Source organism: Leptotrichia sp. oral taxon 879 str. F0557, assembly GCF_000469385.1.
In the GTDB taxonomy this organism is placed as follows: domain Bacteria; phylum Fusobacteriota; class Fusobacteriia; order Fusobacteriales; family Leptotrichiaceae; genus Leptotrichia; species Leptotrichia mesophila.
Genome location: NZ_KI271343.1, coordinates 32593 through 50730 on the forward strand (window position 1 = coordinate 32593; position 18138 = coordinate 50730).

18 protein-coding genes are annotated in these 18138 nt (G+C 30.1%); 1 reads left to right on the plus strand and 17 read right to left on the minus strand.

Annotation, left to right across the window (positions count from 1 at the left end; genetic code table 11):
• Positions 1 to 344 precede the first annotated feature (344 nt).
• The 7 genes from HMPREF1552_RS08140 to HMPREF1552_RS08170 form a co-directional block, all read right to left on the minus strand.
• Positions 345 to 1064 carry an amino acid ABC transporter ATP-binding protein gene (locus HMPREF1552_RS08140; protein WP_021744681.1) on the minus strand — a complete coding sequence of 240 codons (720 nt, stop codon included), beginning with the start codon at positions 1062 to 1064 and terminating at the stop codon, positions 345 to 347.
• Positions 1061 to 1774: an amino acid ABC transporter permease gene (locus HMPREF1552_RS08145; protein WP_021744682.1), complete on the minus strand. Its 714-nt coding sequence runs from the start codon at positions 1772 to 1774 to the stop codon at positions 1061 to 1063. Before HMPREF1552_RS08145 ends, HMPREF1552_RS08140 begins: the two co-directional genes overlap by 4 nt.
• Before the next feature lie 103 nt (positions 1775 to 1877).
• Positions 1878 to 2633, minus strand: coding sequence for a transporter substrate-binding domain-containing protein (locus HMPREF1552_RS08150; protein ID WP_021744683.1), 756 nt, complete (start codon positions 2631 to 2633; stop codon positions 1878 to 1880).
• A gap of 26 nt (positions 2634 to 2659) precedes the next feature.
• Positions 2660 to 3427, minus strand: coding sequence for a transporter substrate-binding domain-containing protein (locus tag HMPREF1552_RS08155; RefSeq protein WP_021744684.1), 768 nt, complete (start codon positions 3425 to 3427; stop codon positions 2660 to 2662).
• A 213-nt stretch (positions 3428 to 3640) separates the two neighbouring features.
• On the minus strand, positions 3641 to 4222 hold the full coding sequence (locus HMPREF1552_RS08160) for a 5-formyltetrahydrofolate cyclo-ligase (RefSeq protein WP_021744686.1): 582 nt from the start codon (positions 4220 to 4222) through the stop codon (positions 3641 to 3643).
• 39 nt (positions 4223 to 4261) lie between these two features.
• Positions 4262 to 4849, minus strand: coding sequence for a bifunctional adenosylcobinamide kinase/adenosylcobinamide-phosphate guanylyltransferase (gene cobU, locus HMPREF1552_RS08165; RefSeq protein WP_021744687.1), 588 nt, complete (start codon positions 4847 to 4849; stop codon positions 4262 to 4264).
• A 97-nt stretch (positions 4850 to 4946) separates the two neighbouring features.
• Positions 4947 to 6944, minus strand: a complete 1998-nt coding sequence (locus HMPREF1552_RS08170; protein WP_021744688.1) for an elongation factor G — start codon at positions 6942 to 6944, stop codon at positions 4947 to 4949.
• A gap of 256 nt (positions 6945 to 7200) precedes the next feature.
• Between HMPREF1552_RS08170 and HMPREF1552_RS08175 the strand changes: the two genes are divergently transcribed.
• Complete coding sequence (locus HMPREF1552_RS08175; protein WP_021744689.1) at positions 7201 to 8421, plus strand: spherulation-specific family 4 protein; 1221 nt, start codon at positions 7201 to 7203, stop codon at positions 8419 to 8421.
• 55 nt (positions 8422 to 8476) lie between these two features.
• On the opposite strand, the gene sufU is transcribed toward HMPREF1552_RS08175, so the two are convergent.
• The 10 genes from sufU to HMPREF1552_RS08225 form a co-directional block, all read right to left on the minus strand.
• Entirely contained in the window at positions 8477 to 8917 is a 441-nt protein-coding gene (gene sufU, locus HMPREF1552_RS08180; protein WP_021744690.1) for a Fe-S cluster assembly sulfur transfer protein SufU, read from the minus strand.
• Between the two features lie 43 nt (positions 8918 to 8960).
• Complete coding sequence (locus HMPREF1552_RS08185; protein ID WP_021744691.1) at positions 8961 to 10166, minus strand: cysteine desulfurase; 1206 nt, start codon at positions 10164 to 10166, stop codon at positions 8961 to 8963.
• A gap of 87 nt (positions 10167 to 10253) precedes the next feature.
• Complete coding sequence (gene sufD / locus HMPREF1552_RS08190) at positions 10254 to 11381, minus strand: Fe-S cluster assembly protein SufD (RefSeq protein ID WP_039901454.1); 1128 nt, start codon at positions 11379 to 11381, stop codon at positions 10254 to 10256.
• Positions 11382 to 11422: 41 nt separating this feature from the next.
• Complete coding sequence (gene sufB, locus HMPREF1552_RS08195) at positions 11423 to 12835, minus strand: Fe-S cluster assembly protein SufB (RefSeq protein WP_021744693.1); 1413 nt, start codon at positions 12833 to 12835, stop codon at positions 11423 to 11425.
• Between the two features lie 28 nt (positions 12836 to 12863).
• Positions 12864 to 13610, minus strand: a complete 747-nt coding sequence (sufC, locus tag HMPREF1552_RS08200; protein ID WP_021744694.1) for a Fe-S cluster assembly ATPase SufC — start codon at positions 13608 to 13610, stop codon at positions 12864 to 12866.
• Between the two features lie 242 nt (positions 13611 to 13852).
• Positions 13853 to 14743 carry an immunity 49 family protein gene (locus HMPREF1552_RS08205; protein WP_021744695.1) on the minus strand — a complete coding sequence of 297 codons (891 nt, stop codon included), beginning with the start codon at positions 14741 to 14743 and terminating at the stop codon, positions 13853 to 13855.
• Positions 14744 to 14781: 38 nt separating this feature from the next.
• Complete coding sequence (locus HMPREF1552_RS08210) at positions 14782 to 15252, minus strand: HEAT repeat domain-containing protein (protein ID WP_021744696.1); 471 nt, start codon at positions 15250 to 15252, stop codon at positions 14782 to 14784.
• Positions 15253 to 15401: 149 nt separating this feature from the next.
• Positions 15402 to 16214, minus strand: a complete 813-nt coding sequence (gene pdxK / locus HMPREF1552_RS08215; protein WP_021744697.1) for a pyridoxine/pyridoxal/pyridoxamine kinase — start codon at positions 16212 to 16214, stop codon at positions 15402 to 15404.
• A gap of 32 nt (positions 16215 to 16246) precedes the next feature.
• On the minus strand, positions 16247 to 17122 hold the full coding sequence (gene metF, locus HMPREF1552_RS08220) for a methylenetetrahydrofolate reductase [NAD(P)H] (RefSeq protein WP_039901456.1): 876 nt from the start codon (positions 17120 to 17122) through the stop codon (positions 16247 to 16249).
• Between the two features lie 60 nt (positions 17123 to 17182).
• On the minus strand, positions 17183 to 18130 hold the full coding sequence (locus tag HMPREF1552_RS08225) for an acetyl-CoA carboxylase carboxyltransferase subunit alpha (RefSeq protein WP_021744699.1): 948 nt from the start codon (positions 18128 to 18130) through the stop codon (positions 17183 to 17185).
• Positions 18131 to 18138 lie beyond the last annotated feature (8 nt).

An 18138-nucleotide genomic window follows, 5' to 3' on the forward strand; every position in this document is an offset into this window, starting at 1 on the left:
AAAAACTTATTATTCCTCAAGATTTTCCTTTTCATATTTAATAAAATTTTTATCCGCTTCATTTTAAAAGACTATTGAAACTATCTTAGTATACCTTATTAATAAAAATATGTCAAGTTTTTTCGATAAATAACATTTTCTATGTTATTTTATTTAATCAAAAATTAACTTATCTAACAATATTATTTCTTTGAGAACCAAAATTTTCCTAGAAAAAATAACTGCGTTTTTTAAAAATCTTAAATAAATAAAAAAACTATAAATTTTTTATTTATAATATTTTAATTTGTATAGATTTAGGTAAAAAATTTTTTCTAAATATAGTTATTTTACTTTCTAAATATCTATAATACTTTCAAAAAATTTTGAGTTCTTTCATGTTGTGGATTTAAAAATACGTCTTTTGGACTTCCTTGCTCTACGATTTCTCCATCAGCCATAAAAATTACTCTGTCGCACACTTCCCTTGCAAATCCCATTTCATGTGTTACGACTATCATTGTCATTCCATCTTTTGCGAGTGATTTCATTACCTGTAGCACTTCTCCCACCATTTCAGGATCTAGAGCAGAAGTTGGCTCGTCAAACAATATTGCTTCTGGATTCATTGCTAAAGCTCTTGCTATTGCAACTCTTTGTTTTTGTCCTCCAGATAGGCTTGAAGGATAAAAATCTGCCTTTTCTTCCAAACCTACTTTTCTTAGCAGTTCTTTTGCCTTAATTTTTGCTTCTTCCTTGTTAATTTTTTTTAGTGTGACTGGAGCTAAAATAATATTTTCCAATACTGTTAAATGTGGAAACAAATTAAATGACTGAAACACCATTCCTATTTTTTCCCTTAATTTGTCAATATTCAAATTTTTATCAGCCATATCCTCATTATCCACAAAGATATGCCCTCCATCAAATTCCTCAAGTCCATTTATACATCTTAAAAATGTACTTTTTCCTGACCCAGAAGGCCCAATTACACTTACAACTTCTCCTTTTTCTATATTTACACTTATATCTTTCAAGACAACATTATTTCCAAATTGTTTTTTTAAGTTTTTTATTTTTATCATACTTTTAGCTTCCCTTCTATTTTCTTAAATAAAGTTGACAAAATCTTGATTACAAGATAATAAATCAATGCAATAATTAGCATTGTTTCAAATGTCTTATAATTTGTTTTAAATGCAATCTGGCCTTTTCCCATCAAATCAGCAACTCCTATAACCATTAGTAATGAGGTATCTTTTAGCGATGTAATGAACTGATTCAGAATCGCAGGTATCATATTTTTTATTGCCTGCGGCAAAATAACTTTTCTCATTGCTTTTCCAAAGGATAGTCCCAAACTTCTGGCAGCCTCCATCTGTCCTGTATCAATTGCCTGTATTCCTCCTCTGAAGATTTCAGCCAAAAATGCACCAGCATTCAAACTTATTATGATAATTCCAGCAATTTCAGGAGACATTTGCTGTCCACCCAGAATCCCTTTATTTATAATTGGTACAACTCCGAAATAAAAGAATATCGCTTGTACTAGAAGCGGCGTCCCCCTTATCAAGTCAATATATTCCTTTCCAATCCATTGTAAAGTCTTAATCAAATAAAAAGTAAAATTCTTCTTTTTCGTAGGTACAAAATTTATATATCCCACACTAATACCAATTAATACAGCAAAAAACAACGATATTACTGCAATTAGAAGTGTTGTCCCCAGCCCAATTAGAAATTCAATTTTGTATTCCATTAATATTTCAATATACGTCTTTAAATAGTCAAACATATTTTTTCCTTTCTAAAATCCAAGTTTCTAATTTAAAAAAGCAAATTAGCTCCAAAACTTTATATTTAACATTGTAAAAGAGCTTCATTGCTTTTTTCCTTTATTATTTTGTATATTTATCCACTATTTTTTGATATTCTCCATTTTCCTTTAATGTTTTCAATCCTTTATTAAATTTTTCTAATAGTTCCTTATTTTCACCTTTTTTAACCATAAATCCATATTCATTGCTCGTCAATTTTTCTGTTCCTATTTTGACATTTAAATTTGGATTTACTTTTATTGTATAGGCAATTACTGGATAATCCTCAAATGCAGCATCTGCCTGATTATTTTCAACTGCCTTTAATGTCGAAGCTGAATCTTCAAATACTCTTATATTTGCTTTTCCTTTTAAATTATCTTCAGCATATTTTGCTCCAGCTGTACCATTTTTTACAGCTAATTTTTTCCCTTCTAGATCCTTTACAGTTTTAATCCCACTATTACTTTTATTAACTAATGCAACAAGTCCTGATTCATAATATGGATCAGAAAAATCTACACTTTTCTTTCTTTCTTCAGTAATGCTTGCTCCTGCAATTACTCCGTCAAGCTGTCCTGACTGCAACGCTGGAATTAAACCTCCAAAATCCATTGGCTTAAATTCCACTTCAAATCCTTCTAATTTTCCAATTGCTTCTACTAATTCTATATCAATTCCAGTATATTTGCCATCTTTTTTATATTCAAATGGCGGAAAGCTTGTATCTATTCCTATTGTATATTTTTTCTTGCCATTTGCTGATTTATTTCCACAGGCAATCACTAACATTAATACCGTCATTAACATAATTATTTTTAATATTTTAGATTTCATAACAATCTTCCTCCAAATTTTAAATTTTATTTTGTGTATTTATTAATTATTTTCTGATACTCTCCATTTTCTTTTAACGCCTTCAATCCTTTGTTGAACTTTCCTAGTAATTCTTTGTTTGTCCCTTTCTTAACCATAAAACCATTTTTATCATTTGTTAATTTTTCTGTTCCTATTTTTAATTTTGCATCTGGAGTGATTTTTAAGGTATAGGCAATTACTGGATAATCTTCAAATGCAGCGTCTGCTTGATTGTTTTCTACTGCCTTTAGCATTGATGTTGTATCTTCATATACTCTTACTTGAGCTTTTCCCTTTAAATTTTCTTCAGCGTATCTTGCCCCAGCTGTACCATTTTTTACAACAAGTCTCTTTCCTTCCAGATCTTTCGCTGTCTTAATAGCTTTATTATTTTTATTTACAACTGCAACCAATCCAGCATCATAATATGGCTCTGAAAAATCTACCACCTTTTTTCTATCTTCTGTAATGTTAGCACCTGCAATCGCTCCATCAAGCTGTCCTGACTGTATAGCTGGAATAATTCCACCAAAATCCATTGGCTTGATTTCTACTTCAAATCCTTCTTCTTTTGCAATCGCTTTTATCAGTTCTACATCAATTCCCATATTCTGATTATTTTCCTTATAGGAAAATGGTGGATAAATCAGGTCTACTGCAATAATGTACTTTTTCTTTCCATCTGAAGTTCTGCCTTCATTCTTTCCACAAGCAACAGCTAGAATTAATAAAAATATCGTCAATGATATTTTAAAAATTTTTTCCATCTTCATACTCGTTTCCTCCTTCGTTTATAACGATTTTCTTAATATGATAAAATTCTAGCACAAAAAAAAATTATTGTCAAAATTTTGAAATTTTTGGTATTTTTTCTTATTTTTTCAAATTTTCTGATAAATTTTTCACATATTTATCCAAAAATTTTATTTTTTTATGTAAATAAAGTTTCAAATCGCGATTTAGGATTCTATAACTATTTTTATTAGCTATTTCAGCACTTTTTTCTCACTTACAACACAATCTAAAATTATATCATGTTCCTCCACAGGCACTTCATCAATTATCTGAAAATCATAACAAACTCCAATAAATAGAGCTTTATTATTTTTCTTTCTGACTTTTTCCAAAAAAGTGTCATAATATCCTCCACCAAACCCAATCCGATTTTTCTTAGAATCAAAGGCAAGAGCAGGAACGATGACAACATCCAATATTTCTTCATCATAAAAATCGTTGGAAGAAGATTCATAATATCCAAATTTGTGTAAAATAAGTTCATTTTTATTATATTTATTAATTTTCATTTCTCTATTTTTGCTATTTGTAATTTTAGAAATAAAAAAATTTTTTTTGGGATGAAGTTCTAGTAGCTTTGTGATTTTGACTTCAGTTTTCATATCCATAAAAATCATTATATTTTGAACATTCTCAATATATGAAGTCAAATTTTTTATAATTAAATCACTTTTTTTATTGATGTCTTTATCAGAAAGAATATTCCTTTTTGCCAGAATTTCTTTTCTAATTTTATCTTTTTTTATTTGTAAATCTGTTTTTGTTTTTTTCATATGGAAATTCTCCTTTATAAAATCCCGCCTATTATTAAATTATTTTATTTTCATTGGAATTCCAGAAACTACAAAATATACCTCATCTGCCTTTTCTGCAACAATCTGATTCATTTTTCCAGCAATTTCACGAAAATACCTTCCAAGAGGATAACTTGGAACAAGCCCCATTCCCAGTTCATTTGATACAATTATTACATTTTCAAAATTTTGACTGACTTTAAGAAGTTCATTTACCGAATTTTCCACATTTTTATTTAATTTTTCCACAATTTGAACATATAAATTTTTATCAAAATTATCCCAGTCAATATCTCTTTCTTCAAAAATTATATTAGTAATCATATTTGTAAGGCAGTCTACAAGCATGTTGTGCTGTGTTTCATTATTATTTTTAAAAAAATGATTTAATGAAATTTCAAAATTTTTGTAAGTTTCGACGGTAATCCAATTGTTTTCACGTCTTTCTTTGTGTAGTCTCACCTTTTCCTTCATTTCCTCATCAAAGACAATTGAAGTTGCTAAATATATATTTTCCTGTTTTCCATTATTTAATTTTAGCAGCGTTTCTTCTGCGAACTTGCTTTTCCCGCTTTTTGCTCCGCCAGTAACAAAAATTAATCCCATTTTTTCTCCTTTTCGTATTGATAATTTAGTAGTTTGATATTCAAAAAAAGAGAAAAATACATTGTTAAATTTCTCTCTTTTTCTGAAAAAATTTTAGTTAATTTCTATTTTTTCTGCTTTCAATTACTTTTTGTGCCAAATCTCCCATTAATTCTTCGTATCTTACAAGTTTCATTTCAAAATATCCGCGTCCTTGTGTGATAGCTTTTAATTCATTAGCGTATTTGAATGTTTCTGACATTGGAGCTTCAGCAGTAATTTTTTGTTTTGTTCCTTTGTGAGCCTCCATTCCCATTACTTTTCCACGTTTTTTGTTAATATCTCCTATTATATCTCCAATGTATTCTTCTGGAACAATGATTGTAAGCTCCATAATTGGTTCGAGCAATATAGGTTTTGCCTCAAGCATTCCTTTCTTGAAGGCCAAGTTTGCTGCAATTTTAAAGGCCAGTTCAGAAGAATCAACATCGTGATATGATCCGTCGTATAAAACTGCTTTTATGTTAGTTACAGGATAACCTGCCAGCACCCCTTCCTTAAGAGATTCCCTTAATCCTTTTTCTACCGCTGGAATATATGATTTTGGAACGCTTCCTCCTGTAATTGTTTCTTCAAAGACAAAATCTTCATCGTCGACATATGAAAATTTAATTAATACATCTCCATATTGTCCATGTCCCCCAGACTGTTTCTTATGTTTTCCCTGAACATCAGAAGTACCTTTAATTGTTTCCCTGTACGGAACTTTTAATTCTACAGTTTTTATTGTTATTCCGAATTTTGCTTTTAATTTTTCAATAACTGTAGCAGAATGAAGTTCTCCTTGTACTCCTAACACTGTCTGCCCTGTTTCAAGGTTTCTATGCCAAGTGAAAGATGGATCTTCTTCCATTAGACGATTAAGTCCAGAAGACATTTTTTCATCATCATTTTTGTTTAAAGGCTCTATTGCCACGAATAATTGTGGTTTTGGAAAAGTTATTTCCTTTATGGCAGTTTCTTTTTCATTAGTTGACAATGTATCAGAAGTTTTTGTACTGTTAAATTTTGAAAATACAACAATATCTCCAGCGATTCCCTTTTGAACTTCTTCCATTTTATTCATAACGAATGTGTAAATTTTTCCAATTCTTTCTTTTGATTTTCTATTTATATTAAAAACTTCGCTATCTTGCTTAACTTCACCAGAATAAACTTTTGCGTATGAAACTTTTCCTAAGAAAGAATCAATTGTAGTTTTAAAAATTTGGCATGTAAATGTATTTTTTTGAGGCTCAATTTTTTTATTGTCATTAGGTGATGGCAAGAAATCCTTTACCATGTCAAAAGTTGTGTGAAGTCCAATATTTTTTAGAGTCGCACCGCAAATAACAGGAATTACAGAACAGTCAAGCACTCCCTGTCTAAGTCCACGATGAATTTCAGCTGTTGTAAATTCAATCCCATTAAAATATTTATCCATTAATTCTTCATCTGTTTCGGCTACCGCTTCCAAAAGCATTTCACGAATTGAATTTATTTCATCATCCATATCAGCGGGCATTTTCACAGTTGCACATTCATTTTTGTTTTTATCAAATTCCCTTGCAAACATATCAATTACATTAATATGCCCACGAAATTCGTCTCCTCGTCCCCAAGGTACATGAAATGGAGCGATTCTTTTACCGTATTTTTCTCTCAACTGTGAAAGAATCTTTTCATAATCAGCTTTTTCATTGTCAATTTTATTTACAAAAATAAATCGTGGAATATTTCTACTGTCTGTAAGCTCAAGAGCCGTTTCTGTCCCAACTGTTAAATCAGTAGTCCCGTCAACAATAATAATAGCTCCGTCAACTGCCGCAAGTCCAGATTCAACTTCTCCAAAAAAATCACTATAGCCTGGAATATCTACAAAATTATATTTTGTCCCCTGATATTCTATGGCATGAAGGCTGAGAGAACTTGTAATTTTAGTATCATTTTCATTACCTGTAATACGGCTGGCAAGTCCTGCTGTAAATTCAAGACCTTCCACCATATTACTTTTTCCAGAACCACTATGTCCTAAAATACCAATGTTTCTAATGTTATTGCTGTCATATATTCTCATAACATTTCCTCCCTATACATTTCTATTTTTAACGAATTCTATCCTATATTAAATTTTAACTTGAAATTAGAAAAAATCAAGTTAATTTTATGATTTAATTATTTAAATTACACTTGTTATATTTCTAGAAAAAATTTTCCTTGTAATTATAAAAAAAAAATGCTAATATATATGGTAATATTCTTTAAAATTAATAACTAAATTTCCCAAATTTCTATTGGTTAAAAGGAGAATTTTATAATGAAAGGAGATAGTAATGAAGGAAAATTTTGAGAATAATACCGATTCTCTTTGGGAAAATACAGATGAAATTTATGATATTATAAAAAATAATTTAAAAAATGAAAACGAATTTAAAGTGGATTTTGGCTATACAGATGGTTTTCATAAAAGCAACAAGGATGATGATAAAAAAAATAATCACATTATAGATAATGACTTTGCAGAAAATGAAGCAACAATTCCTTATGTCATTATCAATCCTGCAAATGGTCCTTCTGACAAGGCTGATTATGACTATGTTGTTCAAATTAAAAAAAACAAGGAGCTTGGAATTAAAAATCTTGGATATGTAACTACAAATGAATATACTAAAAGTATCAAAAAAGTATGTTTTGAAATTGACAAATATATACATTTTTATGGCTCTGATAATATTTCTGGAATTTTCCTTGATGAAGTTTCATCAGGTACAAATCCATTAGAAATTGATTATATGGCACAAATATATAATTATATAAAAAATAAGTATCCCGACTCAATCATAGTCGCAAATCCTGGAGGAACAATAACGGATGAAATGTCCAAATATTCTGATTTATGGCTAACGAGTGAAGTATCTGCAAATAACTACATCAATCATTGGACTCCAAGAACTTACAATTTTGAAAATAATCCTGAAAATGCAAGCCGTATTGTCCATGTGGTTCACTCTGCAAAACCAGAACAATATGAAACATTACTAAAATTGTCAAAAGAACGAAATGCAGGATTTTTGATGATTACAACCGATGTTCCAAACGTTCCTTATGAAAATTTGCCACAAAATTTTGAAAACTTAATATTATCAATAAACAATCCTGAACTTGAAAATCTTTCAAATACAAGAAATGATTTAACTGAAACATCAATATTAGATAATTCATATATAAAATCCGAATCTATTGATTCAAAAAATTCTACATCCGAACAAATTGTGAAAAATATCCAGACGGAAAACTTCAATCATAATTCAGACCAGTTTATAGCTTCTGGAAAATACAGTATCACTGGAAATCTTGAAATATCAAGTCTTGATTTTTGGAAACTTTTGGATTTTCATTATAAAGACAGTGTAAAAAATTTCTCTAAAAATATATTCAATCCCCATTTTGACTTTGGATACAATATTTTAGAAGAATTTATCATAAATGCTTCAAATAAAATAAGTGAATCTGGAGACTTTGAAATTGATTTTAACAAGAACTGGAATATTTAACAAAAAAATTAGCTGTTTCATAAATATCATGATACAGCTTTTTTATATTATTATACTACTTTTCACTCTTATCCACAATTACTTTTAATGAATGCCAGCTAAGTGTCGCACATTTTACTCTTGCAGGCATTTGAGCCACATATTCCATAAGAACAGCATCTCCTAATTTTTTACTTTCTTCTCTTGTTAATTTTTCTTCCTGCTTCATCATTTTGAAAAACAAATTTACTTTTTCCTTTGCTTCTTCCATTGTCTTCCCTTTTACCAAGTCAATCAGCATAGCCATAGAAGCCGTTGAAATGGCACATCCGCTTCCAATAAAAGCGGCATCTGTTATTACTCCGTTTTCATCAGTTTTTATTTCAAGCGTCAAGTCATCTCCACAGTTTGGATTATGCCCACGTTCTGCAAATGTCGGATTTTCAATTTCACGGTTTAGTTCCTTACGTCTGCTGTATTCCAGTATTGTCTGCTGGTATATTTTTTCTAAATTCATAATAAACCTCCTTTTCAAATTTTTCTCTTTTTATTTATTTTTCCTATAATTCAAAAACTTCCTTCACTTTTAAAAGCCCTTCTATCAGTTTATCAATATCCTCTTCATTGTTGTAAATACTAAAACTTGCACGGCAGCACGAAGGAACTCCTAAATACTTCATTAAAGGCTGTGCACAATGATGTCCTGAACGGACTGCCACATTATACGAGTCAAGTATAAATGCCACATCATGAGAATGCACATTTTTTACATTAAAAGCAATAATTCCAGCACGTTGAACATCTTTTGTAAAATATGTTTCTACAAAATCTAGCTTTTTCAATTTTTCTAAAGCAATTTCCGTAAGAGAATTTTCAATTTCATTAATTTTCTCATAACTTATTTCTTCGATAAAATTAATTGCTTCTTCCAGAGTTACTGCTCCTTCCACATTCTGAGTCCCGCCTTCAAATTTATTTGGAAGTGGTGCAAACGTTGATTCCTGTTCTGTTACAAATTCAATCATATCTCCGCCGTATAAGAAAGGTGGCATTTTATCAAGAATATCCTTTTTTCCGTACATAACTCCAATTCCCATTGGTGTAAATAATTTATGTCCTGAAAATACAAGAAAATCTGCATCCAATTTTTGAACATCGTGTTTAAAATGCAGCATAGATTGTGCAGCATCCACAAGAATGCGTATATTTTTATTTTTATTTCGTGCAATTTCAATAATTTCCTTTATTGGCTGAATAACTCCTGTAACATTTACCACAGCGGAAATAGCTACAAGTTTTGTTTTATCTGACAATTTGTTTTTAAAATCTTCAATATCAAATTGCCCATTTTCGGTAAGATAAACAAATTTTATCTTAGCATTTTTCTTTTTAGCAACAAACTGCCAAGGGACAATGTTTGCGTGATGATTTGAAATTCCTAGAATTATTTCATCATTTTCGTTTATAAATTCCATTCCGTAAGAATAGGCGATTAAATTAATTGATTCTGTCGTACTTTTTGTAAAAATAACTTCTTCAGGGTATTTTGCATTAATAAACTTCTGTACAGTTTTACGTGCATTTGCCATCAAGTTTGAGGCTTCCATGGATAAAGTATGCGAACCACGCCCTGGATTACCATTATATTTCTCATAGTATTCCATAATTTTATCCAGCACTCTTTTAGGCTTTTGTGAAGTTGCCGCTGTATCAAGATAGTGATTATTTCTGTTCTTAAATATTGGAAATTCTTTTCTGTAGTCCATTTTTACCTCCCTATACAATTTTACCCACAAGCAATACAAAAATTATATCACTTAGTGGGTATTTTTTCAAATTCATATTCTATTCTTTTAGATTCTTCTTTCCAGCTCTTCAAATAATTTTTCTCTTAATTTTTCATCATCAATGTTATCCATTATTGGACGGAATGAAGATTCTACTATTAATTTTTTTGCTCTTCCTTCAGAAAGTCCACGGCTCATTAGGTAAAATAATTTTGATTCATCAACTTTTCCGACAGAAGCAGCGTGTTCTCCGATAACATCATCTTCACTACAAAATAGCGTTGGAATAGAGTCAGCCTTTATTTTATCATTTAATAAGATAGCAAATTCTCCTTCACGCCCTTCAGACTTGCTCGAACCTTGCTTAAAGTAAAGGTTTCCACGAAATACTTTTTTAGCTTCATCTTTTACAGCCCCTCTTCCTTGAAGTTCCCCAATCGTTCTACGTCCACGGAAAACTACAGAATATTCCAAGTCCAGCTTTCTATCCTCATCAGCAAGGTATGCAGGCCATACATAAACTTCTGATGAATCTTCCTCAAGATAAGATTTATGGCTTATCGCATTAATCTTTCCACCTAGTTCAACGCTGTAATATTGAGTTTTTCCTTGACCCAAAGTTTCAATTTTTGATGACTCAAAATTAGAACTTTTTGTATTTAAAGTTTGTATTTTTATAATTTTTACTTCTGCATTTCTCCCAGTGAACACTTTTATAATTCCATTGTGATAAACTGGTGTGTCGTCTTCTGAATCATAAGTAATAATTACCGTAACTTTTGCAAAATCTTCCACTTCAATAACATTGTAGTCAACTAGAAAATTATTTTCTTTATTTGCACGATAATTTAAGTAAATTGGCTTTTCAATTTTTTTTCTTTCAGCAATTTTTAGATACTTCCCTTCATTACAAAAAGCAAGATTCTGTGTCTTAAAAAAGTCTCCTAGTCCATATTCATTATCATTTTTTAATCTTTCCAGCTCATCTACTGAATCGCTAATATTTTTTATAGCAACTCCTTCTTGATTTCCATGCTTTATTTCTAGATTATTAAATTTCTTAAATGTTTCAGGCTCTTCGTATTGATAGCCTACTCTTGTCCAATTAACTTTTTCAAGCTTTTTATATTGTTCAAACTTTTTCAGTCTGTATTCACTATTTTCAAGATTTTGTATGCTTGATTTTTCTAACATTTTTGCTCCTTCCATTTTTCAGCAATTTGAATTTTGCCTGTTTATCCGATTGTTCCTTCCAGCTCCAGCTCTATCAATTTATTAAGCTCTACAGCATATTCAAGCGGAAGCTCCTTAGAAATTGGCTCAACAAATCCTCTTACAATCATCGCCTTTGCTTCATCTTCGCTTATACCTCTTGACATAAGATAAAATATTGCTTCGTCGCTTATTCTTCCGATTTTTGCTTCATGTCCAATATCAACGCTATCATTATTTATATCAATTATTGGTATAGTGTCTGAAGTTGATTCATTATCCAGCATTAATGATTCACATTCTACAGTTGATCTTGCTCCAGTTGCTTCTGGCAATACTTTTAAAAGCCCTCTATAAAATGCTGTTCCTCCATTTTTAGAAATTGATTTTGAATGAACTGTCGAACTTGTCTGTTTTCCTTGATGAATAATTTTACATCCTGTATCCAAATATTGTCCAGCTGCTGCAAATGTAACTCCTGTAAATTCACATCTTGAACGATCACCTTTTAGAATACTCATTGGGTAAAGCATCGAAACTCTTGATCCAAATGATCCAGAAATCCACTCAACTACTCCATCATCTTCCACTATTGCTCTTTTTGTATTAAGATTGTACATATTTCTTGACCAGTTTTCAATTGTTGAATATCTTAATCTTGCCCCTTTTCTTACAAATAATTCAACCGCTCCTGCATGCAATGCATTTTTTTGATATTTTGGAGCAGAACATCCCTCGATATAGTGCAAATCAGCTCCTTCATCTACAATAATAAGCGTATGCTCAAATTGCCCTGCTTCAGGTGCATTCAATCTAAAGTATGATTGTAAAGGCATATTTACCTTTACTCCTTTTGGAACGTAGATAAATGATCCTCCAGACCATACTGCTCCATGTAATGCCGCAAATTTATGATCATTAACTGTAATTAATGTCATAAAATATTCCTTTAGCATATCTTCATATTCTACCATAGCAGTTTCAATATCTGTATAAATTACACCTTGTTCTTTCAATTCTTTATGAATGCTGTGATAAACTACTTCCGAATCATATTGTGCTCCTACTCCTGCAAGTGACTGCTTTTCAGCCTCAGGAATTCCAAGTCTGTCAAATGTATCTCTTATATAGCTTGGTACATCATCCCAGTTTTCATTCATAGGTGCCGAATCAGGTTCTAAATAATGCACAATATCATTTACATCAAGATCTGATAAATCTGGACCCCAGTCAGTCATAGGTTTTGAATTGTAAACTTCTAATGCCTTTAATCTAAATTCTCTCATCCATTCAGGCTCATTTTTTCTTTCTGAAATTTTTTTGATAATTTCAGGAGTAAGTCCCTTTTCAGCCTTATATTTATAATGTCCTTCGTCTTTTATATCATAGACACCACGTTCAATATCTGCAACATATGTTTTTTTTCTATTTTCCATTATTCCCACACTTTCTATTCTGTATTAATTATAATCCTAATTCTTCCTTCATTTTAGCATAACCATCTTTTTCAATGCTTTCAACTAATTCTTGCCCACCTGTCTTAACAATTTTTCCATTCATCAAAATATGAACAAAATCAGGCTTTAAATAATCAAGCACTTTATCATAGTGTGTAATTATAAGTAAAGCTGTATCTTTAGTCTTTAATTTTTGAACACCTTCAAATACAACTTTTGTAGCGTCAATATCAAGTCCAGAATCAGTTTCATCTAGAATAGCCAATTTTGGCTCTAAAACTGCCATCTGTAAAATTTCATTCTTTTTCTTTTCTCCACCAGAAAATCCAACATTCAAATGTCTATCTGCATATTCAGGATTAATGTGAAGTTTTTCCATTTTTTCCACTAATTCATTATGAAATTGCATTAAATACTGCTTTTCCCCAGTAACAGCCTCTTTTGCCGTTCTCAAAAAGTCCTCCACAGTAAGCCCTGGTATTTCTTCAGGATATTGAAATGATAGGAAAATTCCTTTTTTAGCTCTTTCATCAACAGCATCTTCATTAATATTCTCTCCATCCAAAATAATTTCTCCATCAACTAATTCGTGTTTTGGATGTCCCACAAGAATACTTGCAAGCGTAGATTTTCCAGCTCCATTAGGCCCCATAATTACATGAACTTCTCCTTTATTTATAGTCAAGTTCAGTCCTTTTAAGATTTCCTTTCCCTCTACTTCAGATTTTACGTTTTTCAATTCTAACAAACTCATGTTAATTTTACCTCCAAAATTTTTCTAAATATATCTAATATTTCACCAAACTTAATCGAATCAAGAATTTAAGTGAAACATATCAATTTTTAATTATTTCATAAACTGATTTTATCATAAATTTATTTGTTTATCAAATCAAATTATACTTGTATATTTTATCAAAAAATTGTAATAAAATCAATTGTGAAAATAATTTATTTATATTTTTCTATATGATAATTTGTATTTTAATATTTAAATTAAGTAACCGGCACAATTATTGAGTAATTTTCTGTCCATTCTTTCCATTTTTCAGGTGTCAATGTTACCAAATCTATTTTTTTCATAAAATCGTATGGTTCTTCATAACTTTGTAGTGAGGTATTATCAATTAAATTTTTAGGAGCCGTTTTATCGTTAATTCCTAAGTCAAATCCATGTAATAATGCTATTTTAGAATACATTAATACATAAATATTCAAATAAAAACTATAATTAATATCCGTATCAAAAAGAATTTTTTTAGCTATTTTAGGTTCTAATAATTTATATATTGCTCGTTTCATTTTTTCTGAATTTTTATTTACTAATGCCTCAAAAAACATAAAATCATATTTTGTATATGCATAATAACTTTTAGTTAATGGTTCTTCCAAATATTTTTTGCTTCTTTTTTCTACTTCTTCAAAATCTCCTAATAGTGCTAAAATAGTTGTTTTTGATAAAAAAGAATTTCGATGTAAATCTTTTGATTTTATATAGGTGTTCTCTTTTGAATTAAAATCATTTGAAGTTATATAGTTTAAATTATTTTTTAAAAAACTTATCCATTCTTTATTATTTGACATAATTAATCCAAATAAACTATAGCTAGCCTTATAAAGTTTTGATTCTTTAGAAGTTCCTAAAATTTTTAATTTTTCTGAAATATGACAGTTTAACCTAAAAGAATTTAAATTATTTTCTATCAATAATTTTTTTGAAGCAAGTACTTTATACTCTGATGATAATGTTCTCATACAGGATAACTGATTTCCCTTTTTATTTTTAATGTAATCTATACATCTTTTTTCCATTTCAAAATCAAATTTATAATCAGATAAAATTTCATAATTTTCTTTGAACTTTTGTTCATCAATTAAAACATTCACATATATTCCTCATTTCCACTCTAATTTTTATTATTTGCTTAATCTGAAAAATTATATCTTTCCAACTGCTCCATTGCATGTTTCCTTATCATTTCTTCATCACTCTGCAACAGTGATTCCAGCTTTTCTTTCACCTTAGGAGTATTAATATCTCCCAAAGCAAAACAGCATTTTCTCACTAATGCAAAATTATCATCCCAACTATATTTTTCAAAATTTGAAACTGCCAGTTCGTATATACAGTCTATTGTAGAAGGTAATTCTAGTTGCTGGAGATAAAACACTATATCTTCGTGTTTTCCATGCCATTCTTCTTTTGTTAATTTGCATAAAATATATACGCTGTCTCCATTTTTTTCATTATATGCTTTTTCCAACTCTGTTTTTATATACTCTATTCTTTCATCATCATTTTTTAAAAATTCCTTTTGTAATTGTTGAAAACTTATTTGTTTTTTATATTTTTTCCACATCAAATTTTCCAATTCTTCAAGACTAATTTTTTCCATTATTTATATTCTCCTATTTGATTTTCAGATAAAAAAATGTTGCATTTAATATTGCAATTTATGATAAGTTAAAATTTTACAAAAAAAGTATCCTCTTAAACACCTACTCCAAAGAGAATACTTTTTAAAAAATATATTTTTATTACTTATTATTTTAAAGCAAATGCCTTATGATTCAAAGGTCCTGTATAATCATTCAATTTAAAGGATTGTTTCAGTCCTTCTGTAATTAATTTTTTTGTAGTCGCAACTGCTTCGCTTACTGTCGAACCTTTTGCTAGTTCTGCTGTGATTGAGGCAGAAAAAGTACATCCTGCACCATGATTCCATTCTGTATCAATTTTTTCAGATTCAAAAAATTCAAAATCTTTTCCATCGTATAAGAAATCAATTGATTTTTCTCCAGCGAAAAATTTTCTTCCTTTTATAACAACATTTTTTGCACCTAAGTCACATATTTTTTTAGCTGCTTCCTTCGCTTCCTCAAGCATATCAATTTTTTCCATTCCAGCTAACTGTGCGGCTTCAAATAAGTTTGGAGTAACAACAGTTGCATAAGGCAATAAATGATTTTTCATGGCAATTACATTTTCTGGGAAAAGATTTTCAGTAGAGCCGCTGCTGACTTTACATACCATGACAGGATCTATCACAATAGGATTTTTCAGATTCTTCAAAATAGAGCCTACATACTCTATGATTTCTACTGTCGGAAGCATCCCTGTCTTTAATGCATCTACTCCAATTCCGTTTACAACAGTATCAACTTGCTCTTTTATAACATCCAATTCAATTGGAAAAACTTTGTGAGCCCAGCTATTTCTAGGATCCATTGTAACAATAACCGTAAGAGCATTCATTCCATAAACGCCTCTTTCCTGAAATGTCTTCAAATCTGCTTGTATTCCAGCTCCTCCACTCGTATCCGAACCTGCGATTGTTAAAACTTTTTTAATAGACATATTGCTACCTCCTATTTTATATATTTTAAAATTTATCTTGCAAATTCAATATTTTTCATAATTTCTCTTGCAATTTCAGGCTTGTTCATTGTATAAATATGAATTCCTTTAATTCCGTAAGCTAGCAATTCTATAATCTGTTCGCTCGCATACATTATTCCAGCTTTTTTCATTGACTCTAGATTATCTCCATATTTTTCTAATAGTTTATCCAATTTTTTAGGAACAGAACATTTTGACAACTCTATAATCCTTTTTATCTGTTTTGCATTTGTAACTGGCATAATCCCAGCAACTAAAGGAACTTTTATATCCAGCTTTTCAGCTTGTTCCTTAAATTTTATAAAAATATTGTTATCAAAGAACATTTGGGAAGTCAAAAAATCTGTTCCAGCCTCAACTTTATTTTTTAAATGGAACAAGTCCACTAAATCATTATTTTCATAATGTGTTTCAGGATAAAATGCTCCCCCAATTGAAAAATCATGAAATTCTCTATTTTTTCTCAAATCCCTAATTAATTCAGAAGCATACTTATAATCTCCTTTGTTATAAATCTCTTCTGTTTCCCCAACTGGTACATCTCCACGTAAAGCTAATATATTTTTTACATTATGATTTTTTGCTTCCTGGAGGTAATCATTAATTTCACTTTTTTTACTTCCTACGCAAGTTAAATGAGCCAGAACCTCAGTTTTTAGATTATTTTTTATATATGATGCCATTTCAATAGTTCCACCTTTAGTTTTCCCACCAGCACCATACGTAACGCTTATAAAATCTGGTTTATATTCTACAAGTTCAGCTGTAACATTTTTTAATTTTTCTTCAGAAAAATTTTTGTTTGGTGGAAAAATTTCAAAGGAAATTAGATGCTCTTTCTGTTCAAACATATCCTTTATTTTCATTAGACCTCCTAAGTTAGATATCAAATTATTCTTAATCAATTTATGCATTTTAAGCAGTTTTTATTCCTCAAAAAATTCCCCAATTTTTCTATATTTATCATATCTTCTTTTAAGCAACTCTCTTAGTGAAAATTTATCAATCCGTTTAAATTCCTTCACAACCATTTCTTTTAAATTTTGCGCTGTTTCTCTAAAATTTCTATGAGCTCCTCCTAAAGGTTCTTTTATAATTTCATCTATTATCCCGAGACTTTTTAGACTAATCGCATCCATTTTTAAACTTTTTGCAGCTTCTGCAGCTTTCGTTGAATCATTAAAAAGAATTGAGGCGCATCCCTCCGGAGAAATAACAGAATATACACTATTTTCAAACATTAAAATTGAGTCTGCCACACCAATTCCTAATGCTCCTCCACTTCCTCCTTCTCCAATAACAACAGACACAATTGGTACACGGAATCCAAACATTTCTGCTAAATTTTTAGCAATAGCCTCTCCTTGACCTTTTTCTTCGGCTTCTATTCCAGGATACGCTCCAGCTGTATCAATTAATGTCAGAATTGGTAATTTAAAACGTTCTGCCATTCTCATTAATCTAAGAGCCTTTCTATACCCTTCAGGACTCGCCATACCAAAATTTCTAAAAATATTTGATTCAATGTCTCTTCCTTTTTGCTGCCCTATTATCATTATTTTATAACCATCAATTGTTGCAAGCCCTCCTACAATGGCATTATCATCCTTTGAAAGCCTATCACCGTGAAGTTCTATAAAATCCTGCGTCAATTCCTTTATATAATCCAAAGTATATGGTCTCTGAGGATTTCTTGAAATTTGAATTCTATTCCAGGCATCCATTTCATTTTCCTCAAAATCTCTATATTTATCTTCGAGTTTTTTTTCAAGTTCTGTTATTTGAGCAGAAAAATCAATGTTTCTTTCAGCTGAAAATCTTTTTAATTCGGCTATATTATCTTCCAATTCTTTAATTTCATCTTTTATACTCATATTTTTAT